Raw genomic sequence first — 19,159 nt, 5'->3', positions numbered from 1 at the left:
AGATTATAATTAATCATTATAAAGAGCGGGCTAATTAGCCCGCTTTTTTCTTGCTTGATTTTCAACGTCTAGGAGTCGTTGAAATTTTGTTATTAAAAAGGCCGCATCAGCGACCTTTAATTTTTACTTCAGGGATGAAGGAATGTCAATTTGCCATGGATGACATAAAATTGACTCAATGTAAGTAAAGAATTAAGACAACAAGGGCTTTAAGAACCTAGCGGTATGAGACTCTTTATTCTCGGCAACGACTTCCGGTGTACCTGTAACAAGAATTTGCCCTCCACCAGAGCCACCTTCAGGACCTAAATCGACAACCCAGTCGGCTGTTTTTATTACATCAAGGTTATGCTCAATAATCACCACGGTATTACCATGATCACGTAGGCGATGTAATACATGCATTAATTGCTTAATATCATGAAAATGCAAACCTGTAGTTGGCTCATCTAAAATATATAGCGTTTGCCCTGTATCACGTTTTGATAATTCTTTAGAAAGCTTAACACGTTGTGCTTCACCACCAGAAAGAGTAGTGGCTGACTGGCCAAGTTTGATATAAGAAAGCCCAACATCGACCAAAGTTTGAAGTTTTCGTTTAACCGCAGGAATTGCGCTGAAAAATTCAAAGCCATCTTCGATGGTCATATCCAAAACTTCATGGATGTTTTTGCCTTTATAGCGAATTTCTAAAGTCTCACGGTTGTAACGTTTTCCTTTACAAATATCACAAGGTACATAAACATCTGGTAAAAAATGCATCTCAACTTTAATTACACCATCACCTTGGCAAGCTTCACAACGTCCGCCTTTAACATTAAAGCTGAATCTTCCAGGTTTATAACCACGAGAGCGAGATTCTTGTGTAGCTGAGAATATGTCACGTATTGCGGTAAATATACCGGTGTAAGTAGCTGGGTTTGAACGAGGAGTTCGACCTATTGGGCTTTGATCAATGTCGATAACTTTATCAAGCTTTTCTAAACCAGTTATGGTTTTATAAGGTGCTGGTTCATCTAAGGTTGCACGGTTCAATTCGATATGTGAAATCTTATATAAAGTGTCGTTAATTAATGTTGATTTACCAGAGCCTGAAACCCCGGTAACACAAGTCATCAAACCTAAAGGAATAGTTAAATCGATATTTTGAAGATTGTTACCCGTAGCTCCGGTGAGTTCAATAACATTATCTTGATTAAACGGGGTGCGTTTGTCAGGAATTTCAATTTTTAGGGCACCAGATAAATACTTCCCTGTTAAGGAGTCTTCACTAGCTAAAATATCATCGATAGTTCCTTCCGCAATGATTTGTCCACCATGAACTCCTGCACCAGGGCCGATATCAATAACATGATCGGCTTCTTTAATCGCGTCTTCATCATGTTCTACCACAATCACGGTATTGCCTAAATCGCGCAGGTGTATCAACGTTTTCAATAAACGCTCATTGTCGCGTTGATGTAAACCTATCGAAGGTTCATCAAGTACATACATTACACCGACTAAACCTGCTCCGATTTGAGAAGCTAAGCGAATACGCTGTGCTTCACCACCCGATAAAGTATCGGCACTTCTTGATAGGGTTAAGTAATTCAACCCTACATTTACTAAGAAACCTAAACGGTCATTAACTTCTTTTAATATTTTCTCGGCAATTTGACCACGTTGGCCTACTAGATCTAACTGTTGAAAGAATTCAGCGGCATGCGCGATCGAATATTCAACGATCTCATCAATAGTTTTATTATCAACAAAAACATTACGCGCTTCCAAACGTAAGCGACTGCCGTCACAACTCGGACAAGTTTGGTTATTCAGATACTTAGCCAATTCTTCTCTTACCGCGTTCGATTCTGTTTCACGGTAACGTCTATCCATATTCACTAGGATCCCTTCAAAAGGGTGCTTGCGTTTAACTATGTCACCACGGTCATTCATATACTTGAATTCAATATCTTGACGCCCACTACCTAATAGTATTATCTGTTGGATCCCAAGCTCTAAATCTTTAAATGGTAGGTTTAAGTCGAATTTATAGTGGTCGGCTAATGAGGTGAGCATTTGAAAATAATAAAAGTTGCGCTTATCCCAGCCGCGAATAGCCCCACCAGCTAAGCTAAGTTCGTCATTAGCAATAACACGATGTTGATCGAAAAATTGTTTATGGCCAAGACCATCACAGGTTTGACATGCACCAGCAGGGTTGTTGAATGAAAACAGTTTTGGTTCAGGCTTTTGCATACTGTAGCCACATTGTGGACAGGCAAAGTTGGCAGAAAATAATAGTTCTTCTCTTTCAGGCTCATCCATAAATGCAATAGCAGCAATACCATCAGTAAGTGATAGCGCGGTTTCAAAAGATTCAGCCAAACGGGTTTGAATATCTTCACGAACCTTTAAGCGATCGACAATTACTTCAATGGTATGCTTTTTGTGCAAGTCTAGTGTTGGAGGATCAGATAAGTCACAAACATCACCATCAATACGGGCGCGGATGTAGCCTTGTGCAGCTAGATTATCTAATAACTTTATATGTTCGCCTTTTCTATCTAGGACTACAGGTGCCAATAGCATCACCTTAGTGCCTTCTTCTAAAGCTAAAACATTATCAACCATTTGGCTAATTGTTTGCGCAGCAAGTGGTTCATGATGTGTTGGACAGCGGGGCTCACCCACTCGTGCAAACATTAAGCGTAAGTAGTCATAAATTTCAGTAATGGTACCTACAGTGGAGCGTGGATTGTGAGATGTTGATTTTTGCTCAATTGAAATTGCCGGCGATAAGCCCTCAATATGATCAACATCAGGTTTCTCCATTAGAGATAAAAATTGACGAGCATAAGAAGAAAGAGATTCAACATAACGACGTTGGCCTTCAGCATATAAGGTATCGAATGCTAAAGATGATTTACCAGAACCAGATAGACCGGTAATAACAATTAGTTTATCGCGAGGGATATCTAAGTCGATATTTTTTAAGTTATGAGTACGAGCACCACGAACTTCAATTTGCTTCATCTTACATCCTGTTGCTACCTTTGAACCATATTATTGGTTAGGGCCAGCCTGAAATTTTGAGAATCGAGCATTATGCCATAGAACTGAGTTAAAAATCAGCTAACAGTGGGGTTTTTATCTGGTAGGGAATAAAACTGCTAACAATTAAGCACACTGTCAAGCAGGGAGGTCCTTGATGTCGCTTATGCTCCTAAAGGATGACGTGATATAAATAAATGAGCATTGAAGTTACATCTATCCTTAAATAAGCGCACCGTCATTCCGTTATGCTCGTGAACGGAACCTCCACGCTCGACAGTGAGCTTTTGTAACTTAATATATAAACCAACTCAGTATGGCTTACACTTTTTAACCATAGCTCATAATTTATACTTGCATCAAACACCCAATTCTGTATAATACGCCGACTTGTCCTATATGGGTAAGTCATATTGTTAGGTTTATTTGGCTACAGGCCGTTTATAATCTAACCAACAGCAACTCCGATTTGGAGTTGAATGTATATAGCAGTACGCTCCCCTACACCAAAACGTAGGTGATGAGTCGTACTTTGTTCGTTCTTTTTATATTGGGGATTTGATTACATGTCAAGTCAAAGAATTCGCATTCGTTTGAAAGCGTTCGATCATCGTCTGATTGATCAATCAACAGCTGAAATCGTAGATACTGCAAAGCGCACTGGTGCTCAGGTTCGTGGTCCTATTCCACTTCCTACACGTAAAGAGCGTTTTACAATCTTGGTTTCTCCACACGTAAACAAAGATGCTCGTGATCAATACGAGATTCGTACTCACAAGCGTATGATTGATATTGTTGAACCAACTGAGAAAACTGTAGACGCATTAATGCGTTTAGATTTAGCAGCTGGTGTTGACGTTCAGATCAGCTTGGGTTAATAAGGGGATTTAACTATGACTATTGGTTTAGTCGGACGTAAAGTTGGTATGACTCGTGTCTTCACTGAAGATGGCGTTTCAATTCCAGTTACAGTCGTAGAAGTTGAAGCTAACCGCGTTGCTCAAGTGAAAACTCTTGAAAACGATGGTTATCGTGGTTTACAAGTAACAACTGGCTCTCGTAAAGCTAGTCGTGTTACAAAACCTTTAGCAGGTCATTTTGCTAAAGCAGGTGTTACAGCTGGCCGTGGCTGCTGGGAATTCCGCTTACAAGATGGCGAAGGTGAAGGTATTGAAGCTGGCAGTGATATCACTGTTGAGTTATTCAATGAGACCAAATTAGTAGACGTTACCGGTACTTCAAAAGGTAAAGGTTTCCAAGGTGGTATTAAGCGTTGGAACTTTACAATGCAAGATGCTACTCATGGTAACTCTATATCTCACCGTTCTAACGGCTCGATCGGCCAGTGTCAAACACCTGGTCGTGTATTTAAAGGCAAAAAGATGTCTGGTCACATGGGTGCTGAGAAAGTTACTACTCAAAACCTTGAATTGGTTCGCGTTGACGCTGCACGTAACTTGCTCCTTATTAAAGGTGCGGTTCCAGGTGCAATAAACGGCAACGTAATCGTTAAACCAGCTGTTAAAGCCTAACGTCCAGGAGATTAGTGATGGAATTAGCAATTAAAGACGCTTCAGGCGCTCTTGAAGTTTCTGAAGCTACCTTTGGACGTGAGTTCAATGAAGCACTAGTACACCAAGTAGTTGTTGCATATGCAGCAGGTGCTCGTCAAGGTACTGTGAAGCAAAAGACTCGTTCAGAAGTTAGCGGCGGTGGTGCAAAACCATGGCGTCAAAAAGGTACTGGCCGTGCACGTGCTGGTACAAGTCGTGGTCCAATCTGGCGTTCAGGTGGTGTAACATTTGCTGCCAAACCTCAGGATCACAGCCAAAAAGTTAACCGTAAAATGTATCGCGGTGCGATTCAAAGCATTCTTTCAGAATTAGTACGTCAAGAACGTCTAGTTGTTGTTGAGAACTTTGCGGTAGAAACACCTAAGACTAAAGAATTAGTTGCCAAGTTAAAAGGTCTTGAATTAAAAGACGTTTTAATCGTAACGAAAGAAGTTGACGAGAACTTGTTCTTATCAGCTCGCAACTTATATAAAGTTGACGTTCGTGACGTAGCTGGTATTGATCCTGTTAGCCTTGTAGGTTTCGAGAAAGTATTAGTTACAGCTGATGCGATTAAGCAAATTGAGGAGATGTTAGCATGATAAACGAAGAACGTTTGTTGAAGGTGATCATGGCACCTAACATTTCTGAAAAAGCAACTATGGCAGCTGAGTCAAACAACACTGTTGTTTTCAAAGTAGCTACAGATGCAAATAAAGCAGAAATCAAAGCAGCAGTTGAAAAACTTTTCGAAGTTGAAGTTACTGGTGTTCGCACTTTAAATGTTAAGGGTAAAGTTAAACGTACTGGCGCACGTTTTGGTCGCAGAAGCGACTGGAAAAAAGCTTACGTTACTCTTAGTGAAGGCAGCGACATCGATTTCGTTGGCGCAGAGCAATAGGAGAAAATCATGGCTATAGTAAAATGTAAACCTACTTCTCCGGGTCGTCGCCACGTTGTTAAAGTGGTAAACACGGAGTTGCACAAAGGTAAGCCTTACGCGCCTCTTTTAGAGAAAAACTCTAAATCTGGTGGTCGTAACAATACTGGTCGTATTACAGTTCGTCACGTTGGTGGTGGTCATAAGCAACATTACCGCGTAGTTGACTTCTTACGAAACAAAGATGGCATCCCTGCAAAAGTTGAGCGTTTGGAATATGATCCAAACCGTAGTGCAAACATCGCACTTGTACTTTATGCAGATGGTGAGCGTAAATACATTCTTGCACCTAAAGGTGTGAGCGCTGGTGATACGATCCAGTCTGGTGTAGACGCACCTATTAAAGCAGGTAACACATTACCACTTCGTAATGTACCTCTTGGTAGTGTAATCCATGCAATCGAACTTAAACCTGGTAAAGGTGCACAGATCGCACGTTCAGCTGGTACTTATGCACAATTAGTTGCAAAAGACGGCCAATACGTGACTTTACGTCTTCGCTCTGGCGAAATGCGTAAATTCTTGTCTGATTGTCGTGCAACTTTAGGTGAAATCGGCAACGCTGAACACATGCTTCGCTCTTTGGGTAAAGCAGGTGCTACACGCTGGCGTGGTGTTAGACCAACTGTTCGTGGTGTTGCCATGAACCCAGTTGATCACCCACACGGTGGTGGTGAAGGTAAAACTTCAGGCGGTCGTCACCCGGTATCACCTTGGGGTGTACCAACTAAGGGTTACAAGACTCGTTCAAACAAACGTACTGATAAATTTATCGTACGTCGTCGTACTAAGTAGTACTAATTAAGTAATTAAAGAGGAATTACCATGCCACGTTCTCTCAAGAAAGGTCCTTTTATTGACCTGCACTTGTTGACGAAGGTAGAGAAAGCTTTGGAAAGCGGGAATAAAAAACCAATTAAGACTTGGTCCCGTCGTTCAATGATCATACCTAACATGATCGGATTGACCATCGCTGTCCATAATGGCCGTCAACACGTTCCAGTATTTGTTACCGATGAAATGATCGGACACAAACTGGGTGAATTTGCACCTACTCGTACTTATCGCGGTCATGTCGCTGATAAGAAAGCGAAGAAAAGATAAGGGAAAATAAGATGGAAGCAATCGCTAAACATAAATTTGCCCGTGGTTCAGCACAAAAAGCACGTTTGGTTGTAGACCAAATTCGCGGACTGCAAGTTGAAAAAGCACTTGAAATATTAAACTACAGCAACAAGTCTGCTGCAGATTTAGTAAAGAAAGTTCTTGATTCAGCTATTGCAAATGCTGAGCACAATGAAGGTGCAGACATTGATGAATTATTCGTTAAAACCATTATGGTTGACGATGGTCCAACAATGAAACGTATTAAACCTCGTGCGAAAGGTCGCGCGGATCGTATCCTTAAGCGCACCAGTCACATTACCGTGATTGTAGCTGATCACTAGGAGATATTAGTATGGGTCAGAAAGTACATCCTACCGGTATTCGCCTAGGTATCACTAAACCTTTTGCGTCTACTTGGTATGCAAGCAGCAAAGAATATGCAGCTAACATTAAGGGCGATCACGAAGTTCGTGCCTTCCTTACTGAAGAATTAAAGCGTGCATCATTATCGAAGATTGTTATTGAGCGTCCAGCGAAGTCAATCCGCGTTACTATCCATACAGCCCGTCCAGGTGTTGTAATTGGTAAGAAAGGCGAAGACGTTGAGAAACTACGTAAAAAAGTTTCTCAAATCGCAGGTGTGCCGGCACAAATCAACATCGCTGAAGTTCGTAAGCCAGAAATGGATGCGCAACTTGTAGCTGACGGCATTGCTAGTCAGTTAGAGCGTCGTGTTATGTTCCGTCGTGCAATGAAACGTGCAGTACAAAACGCTATGCGTTTAGGTGCTAAGGGTATCAAAGTTCAAGTAAGTGGTCGTTTAGGCGGCGCTGACATCGCACGTGCAGAATGGTATCGTGAAGGTCGTGTACCTTTACATACATTACGTGCTGACATTGATTACGCAACAGCTCGTGGTAACACAACATATGGTGTTATCGGTGTTAAAGTTTGGATCTTTAAAGGTGAAGTTATTGGTAAAATGCCTCTACAGGCAGAAGTACCAGCAGCTAAACCAAAAGGTAAAGGCAAGCGCAAGAGCAGTAAGTAAGGAAATAAGTAATGTTACAACCAAAACGTACTAAATTCCGTAAGCAATTTAAACTACGCAACCGTGGCCTAGCGCACACTGGTAGCTCAGTTAGCTTCGGTACTTATGGCTTAAAAGCTGTAGCACGTGGACGTATGACTGCTCGTCAAATCGAAGCAGCTCGTCGTGCAATGACACGTCACGTAAAACGTCAAGGTAAAATTTGGATTCGAGTTTTCCCTGACAAACCAATTACCAAAAAACCTCTTGAGGTTCGTATGGGTAAAGGTAAAGGTAGTGTTGAATATTGGGTTTGCCAAATTCAACCAGGACGTGTTCTTTATGAAATGGAAGGTGTTCCGGAAGAGATCGCACGCGAAGCTTTTGAGCTTGCAGCGTCAAAGATCCCTTTCAAGACTACTTTCGTAACTAGGACGGTAATGTAATGAAAGCTACTGAACTAAAAGACAAAAGCATTGAAGAGCTTAATGCTGAATTACTAGGCTTATTGCGCGAACAGTTTAACTATCGCATGCAAGCAAGCACTGGTCAGTTAGCTCAAACTCATTTGCTACGAAACGTACGTCGCGATATAGCACGTGTAAAGACAATTCTAACTGAAAAGGCAGCATCATAATGAGCGAATCTATTCGTACTCTACAAGGTCGCGTTATCAGTAACAAGATGGAAAAGTCTATCACTGTTATGATTGAGCGTCGTGTTAAGCACCCTATCTACGGTAAATACATGATCCGTTCAACTAAGTTGAAAGCGCATGATGAATCTAACGTATGTAATGAAGGTGACTTAGTAACAATTCGTGAATGTGCACCAATTTCAAAGTCTAAAAACTGGACTTTAGTTGATGTAATCACAAAAGCTTAATTTAAGCTGATTGTACTAAATTGAAAAAGGCTCCTTAGGGAGCCTTTTTTTATGCACGAGATTTAAGATGTATGAAATTCACATTCGTAGAATGTGGCAACACCTTAAACTCAACTCTATACCTTACGATAGAGGTAATAGATAAATCGGCTAATTATTGATATTAAAAGATTTTTTAAAATGTTGAATAATTATCTACTTTAATGACTGAGTTTTGTGCTAATTTAGTAAGCAAAATAATAAGAATTATAAGCTTCTCATGACATCTATATCCCTAAAACTATTTGGCGACTTATCCAATACTCTAATTGCAACTGGCTTTTATCGTGAAAAGTCTTTCCAAGTGTTTATTGTCTCCCAGATTGCATTGTTAATCGCATTCATTATTCAACTAAGTAATGCTGCTTATGGCTTGGCAGGGGCGTTGTTTCTGGTATTTGTCGTAATTGCTGTTAGCTTTCTTTCTCTTTATAAAAAGCATCCTAAAACGGCCACCGGTACTTTATTATTTGGCCATACTTGTTTAGCTACAGTTTTGATGTGGTCATACGGTGGCTTGCGTGATGAGGTTTTATTTGTATATCCAATGGTATTAATTTTTGCGACATTACTCGGCTCTACTAAACTTGTAACGATTATATTTTCGATAATCAGCTTAGTAATTTTTGCCAATGGCTATGCTAACCAATTTGGACTTTATACAAACAACGCACCACAAATTGATCTTCAATCAGCTGCGATCATTAATTTAATTTTATTAGTGATATTTATTTGCAGTTATTTCGCCGCACAAAATATAAAAGAATTAATCAACAAATTGGTTAAAGAAAATGAAAAGGTAGAAAAGTCGAAACGAGAAATTCAAAAACTAGTCCATCAGGATGCGTTAACAGGTTTGCCTAACCGAGTAGTTGCTGAAAGTAAGTTCAAAGAACTAATCGTTGCTGCAAAAGATAAAAATACATCACTGGCGTTGTTGTTTGTCGACTTAGATGATTTTAAAAATATAAACGATACATTAGGTCACCATGTTGGTGATAAATTTCTAAAAATAATCTCCACAAGGATGGCAGGTAAACTTGCCGGTATCGGTTCCTTATATCGACTGGGTGGCGACGAATTTATTATTTTGCTTAATTCGGCTTCTACATCGGCAGAAGTTAAAAAAATATCAGAAACTATCTCTCGTACTGTTAGTGAGCCATTAACCATTAATGATTGTCATTTATCTGCGTGTTGCTCTATTGGGGTAACTATTGCACCAGAAGATGCTGATGATTTTGATACAGCGTTAAAGTATGCCGATATAGCTTTATACGAAGCAAAAAGTGCCGGTCGTAATCAGATTTGTTTAATAACAGATAAAATGATTGAGAAAACTGAAACAGAATTCACCTTGTTAGAGGAACTGCGTAAAGCTCTGCGTGATGAAGCATTTAAAGTGCACTTTCAACCGAAACTGGATCTTGTAACAAAAGAGGTTATTGGTGCAGAAGCTCTGTTACGTTGGTGGCATCCGACTCTAGGGCAAATAACGCCAAACCAATTTATTCCTTTAGCAGAGAAATCTGGCTTAATTAAAGAATTGGGTTTTTGGGTACTCGAGCAATCAATTAAAGAGTGTGTTTATTGGCATAAGCGTGGCTACAAAGATTTAGTTATAGCGGTAAACCTATCACCAATTCAATTTAATTCACCGGACTTTACTAAATCGGTGTTGCAGCTTCTTGGTCGCCACGGTCTGGCAGAGTCATATTTAGAATTAGAAATCACTGAGAATGTGCTCATCGAACAGAATGATGTGCAAAAATCTAATATTAATATGTTAGCCGCTGCGGGTATAAAACTGGCTATTGATGACTTTGGTAAAGGCTATTCAAATTTAGCTTATATTAAAAAATTAAATATAGATTCAATCAAAATAGATTTTGAATTCGTAAAAGGCATGACTTCAAATGATGATGACTTAGCAATTGTTACCGCTATTATAGATATTGCTAAGCGCTTAGGAATTAAAAGTGTAGCGGAAGGCGTTGAATCCGAAGATATATCAAGTTTATTGAAAGAACTTGGCTGTAATTCCGCGCAAGGTTTCTTATGGTCGCATGCCTTGGAATCGTCGGCATTTAGTGCATTCTTGGATGAAAGAAAATGATGTAAATAAGCAACTTCAGAATGAAATTAGCTGTTATTTCATGGCTGTAGTGATATTTGATTTCACGTCTTAATTTATCAAAATAGATAACCTTAGTTGTGCTTATGCCAAACTTGCTAAAAATATCGCATTTTAAGCCCCTTTTTGAAGGGGCTTTTTTAGCTCAAATTCGTAACAATATGTAATTCCAATTTATAGTGTTTATTGTAGTAAAAACAAGTAGATAGCATGTTAATCAATTAACAATCAATTAACCCTCTCATATTCACCTTATATTTTGTCTAAATAAAGTACCACTTTTTTGTTAGTGGTGTTATAATCTCGCGCCCACTGACTATAGGTTGGTGGAAAAAGGCAGTGACGGGTCAAATTTTTGGCCTTAAATTTATAACAGCGGAGCACATATAATATGATCCAAATGCAATCACAGCTAGACGTTGCTGACAACAGCGGCGCTCGACGCGTGCAATGTATAAAGGTTCTAGGTGGCTCGCACCGTCGCTATGCAGGTATTGGTGACATCATTAAGGTTTCTGTTAAAGAAGCTATTCCTCGCGGTAAAGTGAAGAAAGGTGATGTTCTTAATGCGGTAGTGGTGCGCACTAGAAAAGGCGTTCGTCGTTCAGATGGTTCAGCCATTCGATTTGATGGAAACGCGGCAGTAATGTTAAATGCTAACTTACAGCCAATTGGTACACGTATTTTCGGACCAGTAACTCGTGAATTAAGAACTGAAAAGTTCATGAAGATCGTTTCACTAGCCCCTGAAGTACTTTAAGGAGTCACGAAAATGGCCTCTAAAATTCGTCTAAATGACGAAGTAGTAATCCTAGCTGGTAAAGATAAGGGCAAAAGTGGCAAAGTCACTAAAGTTCTTACAGCTGAAGGAAAAGTATTCGTTGAAGGTATCAACTTAATCAAGAAACATCAAAAGCCTGTACCTCAGTTACAGCAACCTGGTGGCATTGTTGAGAAAGAAGCTGCAATTAACGTATCAAACGTTGCGATCAAAAACCCTGCTACTAGCAAGGCTGATCGTGTAGGTTTTAGAATTGAAGACGGCAAAAAAGTTCGTTTCTTCAAGTCTAATAACGAATTAGTTTAATTTTTGGAGTAAAAACGATGGCGAAACTGCATGATTTTTACAAAGATACCGTTGTTGCTGGACTTGCCAAAGAGTTCGGATACAAAAGTGTCATGCAAGTCCCTCGGATTGAAAAGATCACACTTAATATGGGTGTTGGTGAAGCTATTGCTGATAAAAAAGTACTAGACCACGCCGTTAATGATCTAACAGCAATCTCTGGACAAAAGCCTATGGTTACTAAAGCCCGCAAATCTGTTGCTGGTTTTAAGATCCGTGAAGGCTATCCAATTGGTGCAAAAGTAACTCTACGCGGTGACCGCATGTGGGACTTTTTAGAGCGCTTAATCGCGATCTCGGTTCCTCGTATCCGTGATTTCCGTGGCTTGAACCCTAAATCGTTCGATGGCCGTGGTAATTACAGCATGGGCGTGCGTGAGCAAATTATTTTCCCTGAAATCGATTACGATAAAATCGATAAGATTCGCGGTATGGATATTACTATCACTACTACTGCGAAATCAGATGCGGAAGGTCATGCTTTGCTGACTGCCTTTAACTTCCCGTTCAAGAAATAAGGTTAGAGTTATGGCTAAATCATCAATGAAAGCACGTGAAGCAAAACGTGCAAAATTAGTAGCTCAATATGCTGAAAAGCGTGCAGCACTAAAAGATATCATCTCTAGCGTAGATACTTCGGAAGAAGAACGTTGGGATGCAGTACTAAAATTACAGGCTTTACCTCGTGATTCGAGCAGCAGTCGCCAACGTAACCGTTGTGTGATCACTGGTCGTCCACATGGTTTCTTACGTAAATTCGGCTTAAGCCGTATCAAATTACGTGAAGCAACTATGCGCGGTGAAGTTCCTGGTCTTAAGAAAGCAAGTTGGTAAGGGAGTAATTAATTATGATGACTGATCCTATCGCGGATATGTTTACACGCATCCGTAACGGTCAATCTGCAGCTAAAGTTGCAGTATCTATGCCATCTTCCAAGCTAAAAGTAGCAATTGCTAACTTGCTTAAAGAAGAAGGTTATATTAATGGTTTTGAAGTAACTGAAGGCGTTAAACCTTCATTAGCAGTTACTTTAAAATATTTCGAAGGTAAAGAAGTAATCGAACAAATCAAACGTGTTTCACGTCCTGGTCTTCGCGTATACAAAGGAAGTAATGATCTTCCTCAAGTATTAGCTGGATTAGGTATTTGTATTGTTTCTACTTCAAAAGGCCTTATGTCTGACCGTGCCGCTCGCAATGCGGGTCTTGGCGGTGAGATTCTTGGTATCGTAGCGTAAGGAGTAAGAATATGTCTCGTGTTGCAAAAGCACCTGTGTCTATCCCTGCTGGCGTTACAGTTACGTTATCTGGACAAGACATTACAGTAAAAGGTCCTAAGGGCGAATTAACTCGTACGATTCATAGTGACGTAGCTGTTTCTCAAGAAGAAAACAGCATCATCACTAATATCGTTGCAGATGTTAAAGGCGCTTGGGCTCAAGCCGGTACTACTCGTGCATTAATCAATAACATGGTTAATGGCGTAAATACTGGTTTTGAAAAACGCTTAATTTTAAACGGTGTTGGTTACCGTGCGAAAGCTGCTGGTCAAAACTTAAATTTATCTTTAGGTTTTTCTCATCCAGTTGACCACGTAATTCCAGCCGGTGTTAAAGTTGTAACTCCTAGTCAAACTGAAATCATACTTACCGGTACTGATAAGCAGGAGATTGGTCAAGTAGCTGCGAACATTCGCGCATACCGTAAACCTGAGCCTTATAAAGGTAAAGGGATTCGTTATAGCGATGAAGTTGTTCGTCGTAAAGAAGCTAAGAAGAAGTAGGATAATACTATGGATAAGAAAACATCTCGTCTTCGCCGTGCAAAACGTACACGTGCAAAGATCAGCGAGTTGGGTGCGAATCGTTTAGTCGTTTTCCGTACTCCTCGTCACATTTACGCGCAACTAATCGCTGCAACTGGTTCTGAAGTAATTGCATCTGCATCTACTTTAGATAAAGAAGTTCGTGAATCAGTTAAAGCTACTGGTAACAAAGAAGCAGCAGCAGCAGTTGGTAAAGCAATCGCTGAACGCGCTGCCGCCAAAGGTATTACTAATGTTGCATTCGATCGTTCAGGTTTTTTATACCACGGTCGTGTACAAGTGTTAGCAGAAGCAGCTCGTGAAGCTGGCCTTAAATTCTAGGAGTTAGATAATGGCTAATGTAGAAAACACACAACAAAGTGAATTTGCTGAAAAGTTAATCGCTGTTAACCGCGTATCAAAAGTGGTTAAAGGTGGTCGTATTTTCAGTTTCACTGCACTAACAGTAGTTGGTGACGGCAACGGTCGTGTTGGTTTTGGTTACGGTAAAGCACGTGAAGTGCCAGCTGCAATCCAAAAAGCAATGGAAAAGGCTCGTCGTAATATCGTAAACATAGATCTTAAAGGTACTACTTTACAGCATGCTGTTAAAGGTAAGCACTCTGGTTCTAAAGTTTACATGCAACCTGCTTCTGAAGGTACAGGTATCATCGCCGGTGGCGCGATGCGTGCAGTACTAGAAGTTGCTGGCGTACAGAACGTACTGTCAAAAGTATACGGTTCTACTAACCCAATTAACGTTGTACGCGCTACAATCGGTGCTCTTGCGGATATGAAATCGCCTGAGTCTGTTGCAGCTAAGCGTGGCTTAAACGTTACTGAAATTCTGGGGTAACTAGACATGGCTAAGACTGTTAAAGTAACACAATTAAAAAGTTCTATCGGACGTTTACCGTCACATAGAGCTACATTGAAAGGATTAGGTTTACGTCGTATCCGTCATACTGTAGAGTTAGAAGATACTCCATCAGTACGTGGTATGATCAACTTAGTTCATTACATGATTAAGGTGGAGGATTAAATTATGCATTTAAATACATTATCCCCTGCACCTGGTGCTAAGAAAGATAAAAAGCGCTGTGGTCGTGGTATTGGTTCTGGAATCGGAAAAACTGGTGGCCGTGGTCACAAAGGTCAAAAGTCTCGCTCAGGCGGCGGCATTCGTCCTGGTTTTGAAGGTGGTCAGATGCCACTTAAACAACGTTTACCTAAATTCGGTTTTACATCGCGTAAATCTTTAGTTCGCGCTGAAGTTCGTTTACACGAATTAAACCAAATCAACGGTGATGTTGTTGATATTCACGCGCTTAAAGACGCAGGTCTAATCACTCGTAACATCGTATCTGCAAAGATCATGTTATCTGGTGAAATCAGCCGTAAAATTACGGTTCGTGGCCTAGCAGTAACCAAAGGTGCACGTGCAGCTATTGAAGCTGCCGGTGGTACAATAGAGGAATAGTACACAATGGCTACACCAGGAATGGAAAACAAAGCTCAAGGCGGTTTGTCTGAGCTTAAACAAAGATTGTTGTTCGTACTCGGAGCGCTTATTGTGTTTCGTTTAGGTTCATTTGTACCAATCCCTGGTATTGACGCCGCTGTACTAGCTCAGTTGTTTGATCAACAAAAGGGTACCATTGTAGAGATGTTTAACATGTTCTCTGGTGGTGCACTTGAGCGAGCCTCTGTATTGGCTCTTGGTATTATGCCGTACATTTCAGCTTCGATTATCATGCAAATCAGCACACACATTGTGCCGAGTATGCAAGAATTGAAAAAAGAAGGTGAAGCTGGACGTCGTAAAATCAGTCAGTACACACGCTACGGCACACTGCTTCTGGCAACAGTGCAAGCGATAGCAATATCAAAGAGTTTACCTGGTATGATGCCTGGCCTAGTAGTTAATGCTGGCTTTGGTTTCTACTTTACTGCGGTAGTATCTTTAGTAACCGGTACCATGTTTTTAATGTGGTTAGGTGAACAGATTACTGAACGTGGTATTGGTAATGGTATCTCTGTGTTGATTTTCGCAGGTATTGTTGCTGGCATGCCATCAGCTGTTGGTCAAACAGCAGAAATGGCGCGTCAAGGTGAATTGCACCTATTAGCATTATTAGTAATTGGCGTTGTTGTCTTCGCCGTTACATGGTTTGTAGTATTTGTAGAGCGCGGTCAACGCCGCATTGTGGTAAACTACGCCAAGCGCCAACAAGGTCGCAAGGTATTTGCTGCTCAAAGTACTCATTTACCGCTTAAAGTAAACATGGCTGGTGTTATTCCACCTATCTTTGCTTCAAGTATTATCTTGTTTCCAGGTACCATCGCAAGTTGGTTTGGACAAGGTACAGGTACAGTTGCTGACGTACTGCAAGAAGTTTCTCTTGCACTATCGCCAGGACAACCTTTGTATGTAATGCTATATGCTGCAGCAATAATCTTTTTCTGTTTTTTCTACACGGCATTGGTTTTCAATCCGCGTGAAACAGCAGATAATTTGAAGAAATCTGGTGCGTTCATTCCAGGCATTCGCCCGGGTGAGCAAACATCTAGATATATCGATAAAGTAATGACTCGCTTAACTTTAGCGGGTGCTTTATACATTACTTTTATATGTTTGGTACCTGAGTTCATGATGATATTTATGGATGTACAATTCTACTTCGGTGGAACATCCCTACTAATTATAGTAGTTGTTATTATGGATTTCATGGCGCAAGTACAGACTCATTTGATGTCTCATCAATATGACAATGTACTGAAGAAAGCCAACCTTAAAGGCTATGGCCGTTAGGCCAACGGAGTATTAAATGAAAGTTCGTGCATCCGTGAAAAAGATGTGTCGTAACTGCAAAGTTGTAAAACGTTCAGGCGTTGTACGTATTATTTGCAGTGAGCCAAAGCATAAGCAAAGGCAAGGCTAATCTTTTACTAAAGTGTCACTTGTTGTATTATTTTGCAATCTGTGACACTTTATATTGCAAAATTGTTGCTGGTTGAGTATCCTTACGGGCTTTTCAACCGGTTATCTTTTAACCTTAATAAATAGGAGATGTGTTAGTGGCCCGTATCGCTGGCATTAACATCCCTGATCGTAAACACGCAGTAATTGCCATTACTGCTATCTACGGTATCGGTGCAACACGTGCAAAGTCAATTTGTGCAAGCGCAGGTATCGCTGAAGATATAAAGATCAGTGAATTAGACGAAGCTCAAATAGATTTGCTTCGTACAGAAGTGGCGAAATTTACCGTTGAAGGTGATTTACGTCGTGAAGTTTCAATGAACATCAAGCGTCTGATGGACCTTGGCTGTTATCGTGGTTTACGCCATCGTCGCAGTCTCCCTCTACGTGGTCAACGCACTAAGACTAATGCGCGAACCCGTAAAGGTCCTCGTAAGCCGATTAAAAAGTAGATCGAGGAAATAGACATGGCTAAAACACCAACGCGCACGAAAAAGCGCGTAAAAAAACAAGTTGCTGATGGCATGGCTCATATCCATGCTTCGTTCAACAACACAATCGTAACTCTTACAGATCGTCAAGGTAATGCTTTATCTTGGGCAACTGCAGGTGGTTCAGGTTTCCGTGGTTCACGTAAATCTACTCCATTCGCTGCACAGGTTGCTGCTGATCGTGCTGGTAAAGTAGCACAAGAGTTTGGTTTGAAGAATATTGAAGTATTCGTTAAAGGTCCAGGTCCAGGTCGTGAATCTGCTATCCGTGCCTTAAATGCTGCTGGTTTTAAAATCACCAACATTACTGACGTTACTCCGATTCCTCATAATGGTTGTCGTCCACCTAAGAAACGTCGCGTTTAATAGGTCTGTTGGAGAAATAACATGGCAAGATATTTAGGTCCTAAGCTAAAACTTAGCCGCCGCGAAGGAACAGATTTGTTCCTAAAAAGTGGTGTTAGGGCAATTGATACGAAATGTAAGATCGAAACTATTCCAGGTCAGCACGGCGCTCGTCGCGGTCGTTTATCTGACTATGGTGTGATGCTTCGTGAGAAGCAAAAAGTTCGTCGTATATACGGTGTACTTGAGAAACAGTTCCGTAATTACTACAAAGAAGCTGCTCGTCTAAAAGGCAACACAGGTGAAAACTTGTTACAACTTTTAGAAAAGCGTTTAGACAACGTTGTTTACCGTATGGGTTATGCATCTACACGTGCAGAAGCTCGTCAACTAGTTAGCCATAAAGCTATCGTAGTTAACGGTCAAGTTGTTAATATTCCATCTTTCGCTGTTAATGCAGATGATGTGATCTCAATTCGTGAAAAGTCTAAAACTCAAGCGCGCATAGTTGCTGCTTTAGAATTAGCTGAACAACGTGAGAAACCAATCTGGGTTGAAGTTGATAATAAGAAAATGGAAGGAACGTTTAAACGCATTCCTGATCGTTCTGACTTATCAGCAGAGATTAACGAACAGTTGATTGTCGAGCTTTACTCGAAATAAAGCTGAACTTTAAGAGAGGACAATAATGCAGGGTTCTGTAACCGAATTCCTTAAGCCGAAGTTGGTAGGTATTGAAAACCTATCTGATACTCGCGCAAAGGTAACTTTAGAGCCACTAGAACGTGGTTTTGGTCATACTTTAGGTAACGCACTACGTCGTATCCTACTTTCTTCAATGCCAGGTTGTGCAGTGACTGAAGTAGAAATTGATGGTGTATTGCATGAATACAGTAGTAAAGAAGGTGTTCAAGAGGACATCATCGAAATTCTGTTAAATCTTAAAGATTTGGCTGTAGGTTTAGAAGGCAAAACTGAAGCAGTTTTAACTTTAACTAAGTCGGGTGAAGGCCCTGTAACGGCCGCTGATATACAGCATGATGGTGATGTAACAATCGCTAATCCTGCTCACGTAATCTGTAATTTAACAGGTGACGGTTCTATCAGCATGCGCATCAAGATAGAAATGGGACGTGGTTACGTGCCAGCATCTATTCGTCGCAATGCCGAGGAAGAAGAGCGTGCAATTGGTCGTTTACTAGTTGACGCATCTTTCAGTCCTGTTGAAAGAATTGCTTATGACGTTGATTCAGCTCGTGTTGAGCAACGTACTGACTTAGATAAACTAGTTATCGACATGGAAACTAACGGTACGTTAGATCCAGAAGAAGCGATTCGTCGTGCATCAACAATTCTAGCTGAACAGTTAGATGCGTTTGTTGACTTACGCGATGTTAAAGAAGTTGAACCGGAAGAAGTTAAACCTGCTTTCGATCCAATTTTACTTCGCCCAGTTGATGACCTAGAACTAACAGTTCGTTCAGCCAACTGTCTAAAAGCAGAAGCGATTCAGTACATTGGTGACTTAGTACAGCGTGCAGAAGTAGAACTTCTTAAAACACCTAATTTAGGTAAGAAGTCTCTAACTGAAATCAAAGACGTGTTAGCGTCTCGTGGTCTATCTCTGGGCATGCGCCTAGAAAACTGGCCACCTGAAAGCATTGCTGATAACGACTAAGTCGATCA

29 protein-coding genes are annotated in these 19,159 nt (G+C 40.7%); 28 read left to right on the top strand and 1 reads right to left on the bottom strand.

Annotation, left to right across the window (positions count from 1 at the left end):
• Positions 1–192 precede the first annotated feature (192 nt).
• Entirely contained in the window at positions 193–3,018 is a 2,826-nt protein-coding gene (uvrA, locus tag RGQ13_RS17320) for an excinuclease ABC subunit UvrA (protein WP_348390983.1), read from the bottom strand.
• A 584-nt stretch (positions 3,019–3,602) separates the two neighbouring features.
• Here uvrA and rpsJ point away from each other — a divergent pair.
• From rpsJ to RGQ13_RS17180, 28 genes are all read left to right on the top strand, one after another.
• Positions 3,603–3,914, top strand: a complete 312-nt coding sequence (rpsJ, locus tag RGQ13_RS17315; RefSeq protein WP_033078125.1) for a 30S ribosomal protein S10 — start codon at positions 3,603–3,605, stop codon at positions 3,912–3,914.
• Between the two features lie 15 nt (positions 3,915–3,929).
• Positions 3,930–4,568, top strand: a complete 639-nt coding sequence (gene rplC / locus RGQ13_RS17310; RefSeq protein ID WP_348390982.1) for a 50S ribosomal protein L3 — start codon at positions 3,930–3,932, stop codon at positions 4,566–4,568.
• A gap of 17 nt (positions 4,569–4,585) precedes the next feature.
• Positions 4,586–5,191, top strand: coding sequence for a 50S ribosomal protein L4 (gene rplD / locus RGQ13_RS17305; protein ID WP_348390981.1), 606 nt, complete (start codon positions 4,586–4,588; stop codon positions 5,189–5,191).
• The gene (gene rplW, locus RGQ13_RS17300) at positions 5,188–5,490 is read left to right on the top strand and encodes a 50S ribosomal protein L23 (protein WP_348390980.1); all 303 of its coding nucleotides are present in this window, start codon (positions 5,188–5,190) and stop codon (positions 5,488–5,490) included. The genes rplD and rplW overlap by 4 nt, the downstream gene beginning before the upstream one ends.
• 9 nt (positions 5,491–5,499) lie before the next feature.
• The gene (rplB, locus tag RGQ13_RS17295) at positions 5,500–6,324 is read left to right on the top strand and encodes a 50S ribosomal protein L2 (RefSeq protein WP_348390979.1); all 825 of its coding nucleotides are present in this window, start codon (positions 5,500–5,502) and stop codon (positions 6,322–6,324) included.
• A 30-nt stretch (positions 6,325–6,354) separates the two neighbouring features.
• Positions 6,355–6,633 (top strand): 30S ribosomal protein S19, encoded by a 279-nt coding sequence (gene rpsS, locus RGQ13_RS17290; RefSeq protein WP_033078130.1) that lies wholly within the window; start codon positions 6,355–6,357, stop codon positions 6,631–6,633.
• A gap of 11 nt (positions 6,634–6,644) precedes the next feature.
• Positions 6,645–6,977: a 50S ribosomal protein L22 gene (rplV, locus tag RGQ13_RS17285; RefSeq protein ID WP_348388185.1), complete on the top strand. Its 333-nt coding sequence runs from the start codon at positions 6,645–6,647 to the stop codon at positions 6,975–6,977.
• An 11-nt stretch (positions 6,978–6,988) separates the two neighbouring features.
• Positions 6,989–7,687 carry a 30S ribosomal protein S3 gene (gene rpsC / locus RGQ13_RS17280; protein WP_348390978.1) on the top strand — a complete coding sequence of 233 codons (699 nt, stop codon included), beginning with the start codon at positions 6,989–6,991 and terminating at the stop codon, positions 7,685–7,687.
• An 11-nt stretch (positions 7,688–7,698) separates the two neighbouring features.
• Complete coding sequence (gene rplP / locus RGQ13_RS17275) at positions 7,699–8,112, top strand: 50S ribosomal protein L16 (RefSeq protein ID WP_348390977.1); 414 nt, start codon at positions 7,699–7,701, stop codon at positions 8,110–8,112.
• A complete protein-coding gene (gene rpmC, locus RGQ13_RS17270) occupies positions 8,112–8,303 on the top strand; it encodes a 50S ribosomal protein L29 (protein WP_033078134.1) in 192 nt (63 codons plus the stop codon). The genes rplP and rpmC overlap by 1 nt, the downstream gene beginning before the upstream one ends.
• Complete coding sequence (gene rpsQ, locus RGQ13_RS17265; RefSeq protein ID WP_348390976.1) at positions 8,303–8,551, top strand: 30S ribosomal protein S17; 249 nt, start codon at positions 8,303–8,305, stop codon at positions 8,549–8,551. The genes rpmC and rpsQ overlap by 1 nt, the downstream gene beginning before the upstream one ends.
• A gap of 259 nt (positions 8,552–8,810) precedes the next feature.
• Entirely contained in the window at positions 8,811–10,706 is a 1,896-nt protein-coding gene (locus tag RGQ13_RS17260) for a putative bifunctional diguanylate cyclase/phosphodiesterase (protein ID WP_348390975.1), read from the top strand.
• A 409-nt stretch (positions 10,707–11,115) separates the two neighbouring features.
• The gene (gene rplN / locus RGQ13_RS17255) at positions 11,116–11,484 is read left to right on the top strand and encodes a 50S ribosomal protein L14 (RefSeq protein ID WP_033079354.1); all 369 of its coding nucleotides are present in this window, start codon (positions 11,116–11,118) and stop codon (positions 11,482–11,484) included.
• A 12-nt stretch (positions 11,485–11,496) separates the two neighbouring features.
• A complete protein-coding gene (gene rplX, locus RGQ13_RS17250) occupies positions 11,497–11,811 on the top strand; it encodes a 50S ribosomal protein L24 (protein WP_348390974.1) in 315 nt (104 codons plus the stop codon).
• A gap of 17 nt (positions 11,812–11,828) precedes the next feature.
• The gene (gene rplE, locus RGQ13_RS17245; protein WP_348390973.1) at positions 11,829–12,368 is read left to right on the top strand and encodes a 50S ribosomal protein L5; all 540 of its coding nucleotides are present in this window, start codon (positions 11,829–11,831) and stop codon (positions 12,366–12,368) included.
• A gap of 10 nt (positions 12,369–12,378) precedes the next feature.
• Positions 12,379–12,684, top strand: coding sequence for a 30S ribosomal protein S14 (gene rpsN / locus RGQ13_RS17240; protein WP_348390972.1), 306 nt, complete (start codon positions 12,379–12,381; stop codon positions 12,682–12,684).
• 11 nt (positions 12,685–12,695) lie between these two features.
• Entirely contained in the window at positions 12,696–13,088 is a 393-nt protein-coding gene (rpsH, locus tag RGQ13_RS17235; RefSeq protein ID WP_348393430.1) for a 30S ribosomal protein S8, read from the top strand.
• A gap of 11 nt (positions 13,089–13,099) precedes the next feature.
• Entirely contained in the window at positions 13,100–13,633 is a 534-nt protein-coding gene (gene rplF, locus RGQ13_RS17230) for a 50S ribosomal protein L6 (RefSeq protein WP_348390971.1), read from the top strand.
• A gap of 9 nt (positions 13,634–13,642) precedes the next feature.
• Entirely contained in the window at positions 13,643–13,996 is a 354-nt protein-coding gene (gene rplR / locus RGQ13_RS17225) for a 50S ribosomal protein L18 (protein WP_348388195.1), read from the top strand.
• A gap of 10 nt (positions 13,997–14,006) precedes the next feature.
• Complete coding sequence (gene rpsE, locus RGQ13_RS17220) at positions 14,007–14,510, top strand: 30S ribosomal protein S5 (protein WP_348390970.1); 504 nt, start codon at positions 14,007–14,009, stop codon at positions 14,508–14,510.
• A gap of 6 nt (positions 14,511–14,516) precedes the next feature.
• Positions 14,517–14,696, top strand: a complete 180-nt coding sequence (gene rpmD, locus RGQ13_RS17215; protein ID WP_348388196.1) for a 50S ribosomal protein L30 — start codon at positions 14,517–14,519, stop codon at positions 14,694–14,696.
• 3 nt (positions 14,697–14,699) lie between these two features.
• Positions 14,700–15,134, top strand: a complete 435-nt coding sequence (rplO, locus tag RGQ13_RS17210) for a 50S ribosomal protein L15 (RefSeq protein ID WP_348388197.1) — start codon at positions 14,700–14,702, stop codon at positions 15,132–15,134.
• 6 nt (positions 15,135–15,140) lie between these two features.
• On the top strand, positions 15,141–16,466 hold the full coding sequence (secY, locus tag RGQ13_RS17205) for a preprotein translocase subunit SecY (protein ID WP_348390969.1): 1,326 nt from the start codon (positions 15,141–15,143) through the stop codon (positions 16,464–16,466).
• 16 nt (positions 16,467–16,482) lie between these two features.
• Positions 16,483–16,596 (top strand): 50S ribosomal protein L36, encoded by a 114-nt coding sequence (gene rpmJ, locus RGQ13_RS17200; protein ID WP_348390968.1) that lies wholly within the window; start codon positions 16,483–16,485, stop codon positions 16,594–16,596.
• Positions 16,597–16,732: 136 nt separating this feature from the next.
• Entirely contained in the window at positions 16,733–17,089 is a 357-nt protein-coding gene (gene rpsM / locus RGQ13_RS17195; protein ID WP_348390967.1) for a 30S ribosomal protein S13, read from the top strand.
• A gap of 15 nt (positions 17,090–17,104) precedes the next feature.
• Complete coding sequence (gene rpsK, locus RGQ13_RS17190) at positions 17,105–17,494, top strand: 30S ribosomal protein S11 (RefSeq protein ID WP_068544990.1); 390 nt, start codon at positions 17,105–17,107, stop codon at positions 17,492–17,494.
• Between the two features lie 21 nt (positions 17,495–17,515).
• Positions 17,516–18,136: a 30S ribosomal protein S4 gene (gene rpsD / locus RGQ13_RS17185; protein ID WP_348390966.1), complete on the top strand. Its 621-nt coding sequence runs from the start codon at positions 17,516–17,518 to the stop codon at positions 18,134–18,136.
• 25 nt (positions 18,137–18,161) lie between these two features.
• On the top strand, positions 18,162–19,151 hold the full coding sequence (locus RGQ13_RS17180) for a DNA-directed RNA polymerase subunit alpha (RefSeq protein WP_348390965.1): 990 nt from the start codon (positions 18,162–18,164) through the stop codon (positions 19,149–19,151).
• Positions 19,152–19,159: the final 8 nt, after the last annotated feature.

Origin of the sequence: Thalassotalea psychrophila (assembly GCF_031583595.1) — a bacterium.
GTDB classification, from domain to species: domain Bacteria; phylum Pseudomonadota; class Gammaproteobacteria; order Enterobacterales; family Alteromonadaceae; genus Thalassotalea_A; species Thalassotalea_A psychrophila.
This window is presented reverse-complemented; position numbering and strand designations above follow the sequence as displayed.

What these genes read in the sequence shown, in the direction of transcription:
- uvrA (WP_348390983.1), bottom strand. Translation starts at nt 3,018, where the DNA reads ATGAAGCAAATTGAAGTTCGTGGTGCTCGTACTCATAACTTAAAAAAT.
- rpsJ (WP_033078125.1), top strand. Translation starts at nt 3,603, where the DNA reads ATGTCAAGTCAAAGAATTCGCATTCGTTTGAAAGCGTTCGATCATCGT.
- rplC (WP_348390982.1), top strand. Translation starts at nt 3,930, where the DNA reads ATGACTATTGGTTTAGTCGGACGTAAAGTTGGTATGACTCGTGTCTTC.
- rplD (WP_348390981.1), top strand. Translation starts at nt 4,586, where the DNA reads ATGGAATTAGCAATTAAAGACGCTTCAGGCGCTCTTGAAGTTTCTGAA.
- rplW (WP_348390980.1), top strand. Translation starts at nt 5,188, where the DNA reads ATGATAAACGAAGAACGTTTGTTGAAGGTGATCATGGCACCTAACATT.
- rplB (WP_348390979.1), top strand. Translation starts at nt 5,500, where the DNA reads ATGGCTATAGTAAAATGTAAACCTACTTCTCCGGGTCGTCGCCACGTT.
- rpsS (WP_033078130.1), top strand. Translation starts at nt 6,355, where the DNA reads ATGCCACGTTCTCTCAAGAAAGGTCCTTTTATTGACCTGCACTTGTTG.
- rplV (WP_348388185.1), top strand. Translation starts at nt 6,645, where the DNA reads ATGGAAGCAATCGCTAAACATAAATTTGCCCGTGGTTCAGCACAAAAA.
- rpsC (WP_348390978.1), top strand. Translation starts at nt 6,989, where the DNA reads ATGGGTCAGAAAGTACATCCTACCGGTATTCGCCTAGGTATCACTAAA.
- rplP (WP_348390977.1), top strand. Translation starts at nt 7,699, where the DNA reads ATGTTACAACCAAAACGTACTAAATTCCGTAAGCAATTTAAACTACGC.
- rpmC (WP_033078134.1), top strand. Translation starts at nt 8,112, where the DNA reads ATGAAAGCTACTGAACTAAAAGACAAAAGCATTGAAGAGCTTAATGCT.
- rpsQ (WP_348390976.1), top strand. Translation starts at nt 8,303, where the DNA reads ATGAGCGAATCTATTCGTACTCTACAAGGTCGCGTTATCAGTAACAAG.
- RGQ13_RS17260 (WP_348390975.1), top strand. Translation starts at nt 8,811, where the DNA reads ATGACATCTATATCCCTAAAACTATTTGGCGACTTATCCAATACTCTA.
- rplN (WP_033079354.1), top strand. Translation starts at nt 11,116, where the DNA reads ATGATCCAAATGCAATCACAGCTAGACGTTGCTGACAACAGCGGCGCT.
- rplX (WP_348390974.1), top strand. Translation starts at nt 11,497, where the DNA reads ATGGCCTCTAAAATTCGTCTAAATGACGAAGTAGTAATCCTAGCTGGT.
- rplE (WP_348390973.1), top strand. Translation starts at nt 11,829, where the DNA reads ATGGCGAAACTGCATGATTTTTACAAAGATACCGTTGTTGCTGGACTT.
- rpsN (WP_348390972.1), top strand. Translation starts at nt 12,379, where the DNA reads ATGGCTAAATCATCAATGAAAGCACGTGAAGCAAAACGTGCAAAATTA.
- rplF (WP_348390971.1), top strand. Translation starts at nt 13,100, where the DNA reads ATGTCTCGTGTTGCAAAAGCACCTGTGTCTATCCCTGCTGGCGTTACA.
- rplR (WP_348388195.1), top strand. Translation starts at nt 13,643, where the DNA reads ATGGATAAGAAAACATCTCGTCTTCGCCGTGCAAAACGTACACGTGCA.
- rpsE (WP_348390970.1), top strand. Translation starts at nt 14,007, where the DNA reads ATGGCTAATGTAGAAAACACACAACAAAGTGAATTTGCTGAAAAGTTA.
- rpmD (WP_348388196.1), top strand. Translation starts at nt 14,517, where the DNA reads ATGGCTAAGACTGTTAAAGTAACACAATTAAAAAGTTCTATCGGACGT.
- rplO (WP_348388197.1), top strand. Translation starts at nt 14,700, where the DNA reads ATGCATTTAAATACATTATCCCCTGCACCTGGTGCTAAGAAAGATAAA.
- secY (WP_348390969.1), top strand. Translation starts at nt 15,141, where the DNA reads ATGGCTACACCAGGAATGGAAAACAAAGCTCAAGGCGGTTTGTCTGAG.
- rpmJ (WP_348390968.1), top strand. Translation starts at nt 16,483, where the DNA reads ATGAAAGTTCGTGCATCCGTGAAAAAGATGTGTCGTAACTGCAAAGTT.
- rpsK (WP_068544990.1), top strand. Translation starts at nt 17,105, where the DNA reads ATGGCTAAAACACCAACGCGCACGAAAAAGCGCGTAAAAAAACAAGTT.
- rpsD (WP_348390966.1), top strand. Translation starts at nt 17,516, where the DNA reads ATGGCAAGATATTTAGGTCCTAAGCTAAAACTTAGCCGCCGCGAAGGA.
- RGQ13_RS17180 (WP_348390965.1), top strand. Translation starts at nt 18,162, where the DNA reads ATGCAGGGTTCTGTAACCGAATTCCTTAAGCCGAAGTTGGTAGGTATT.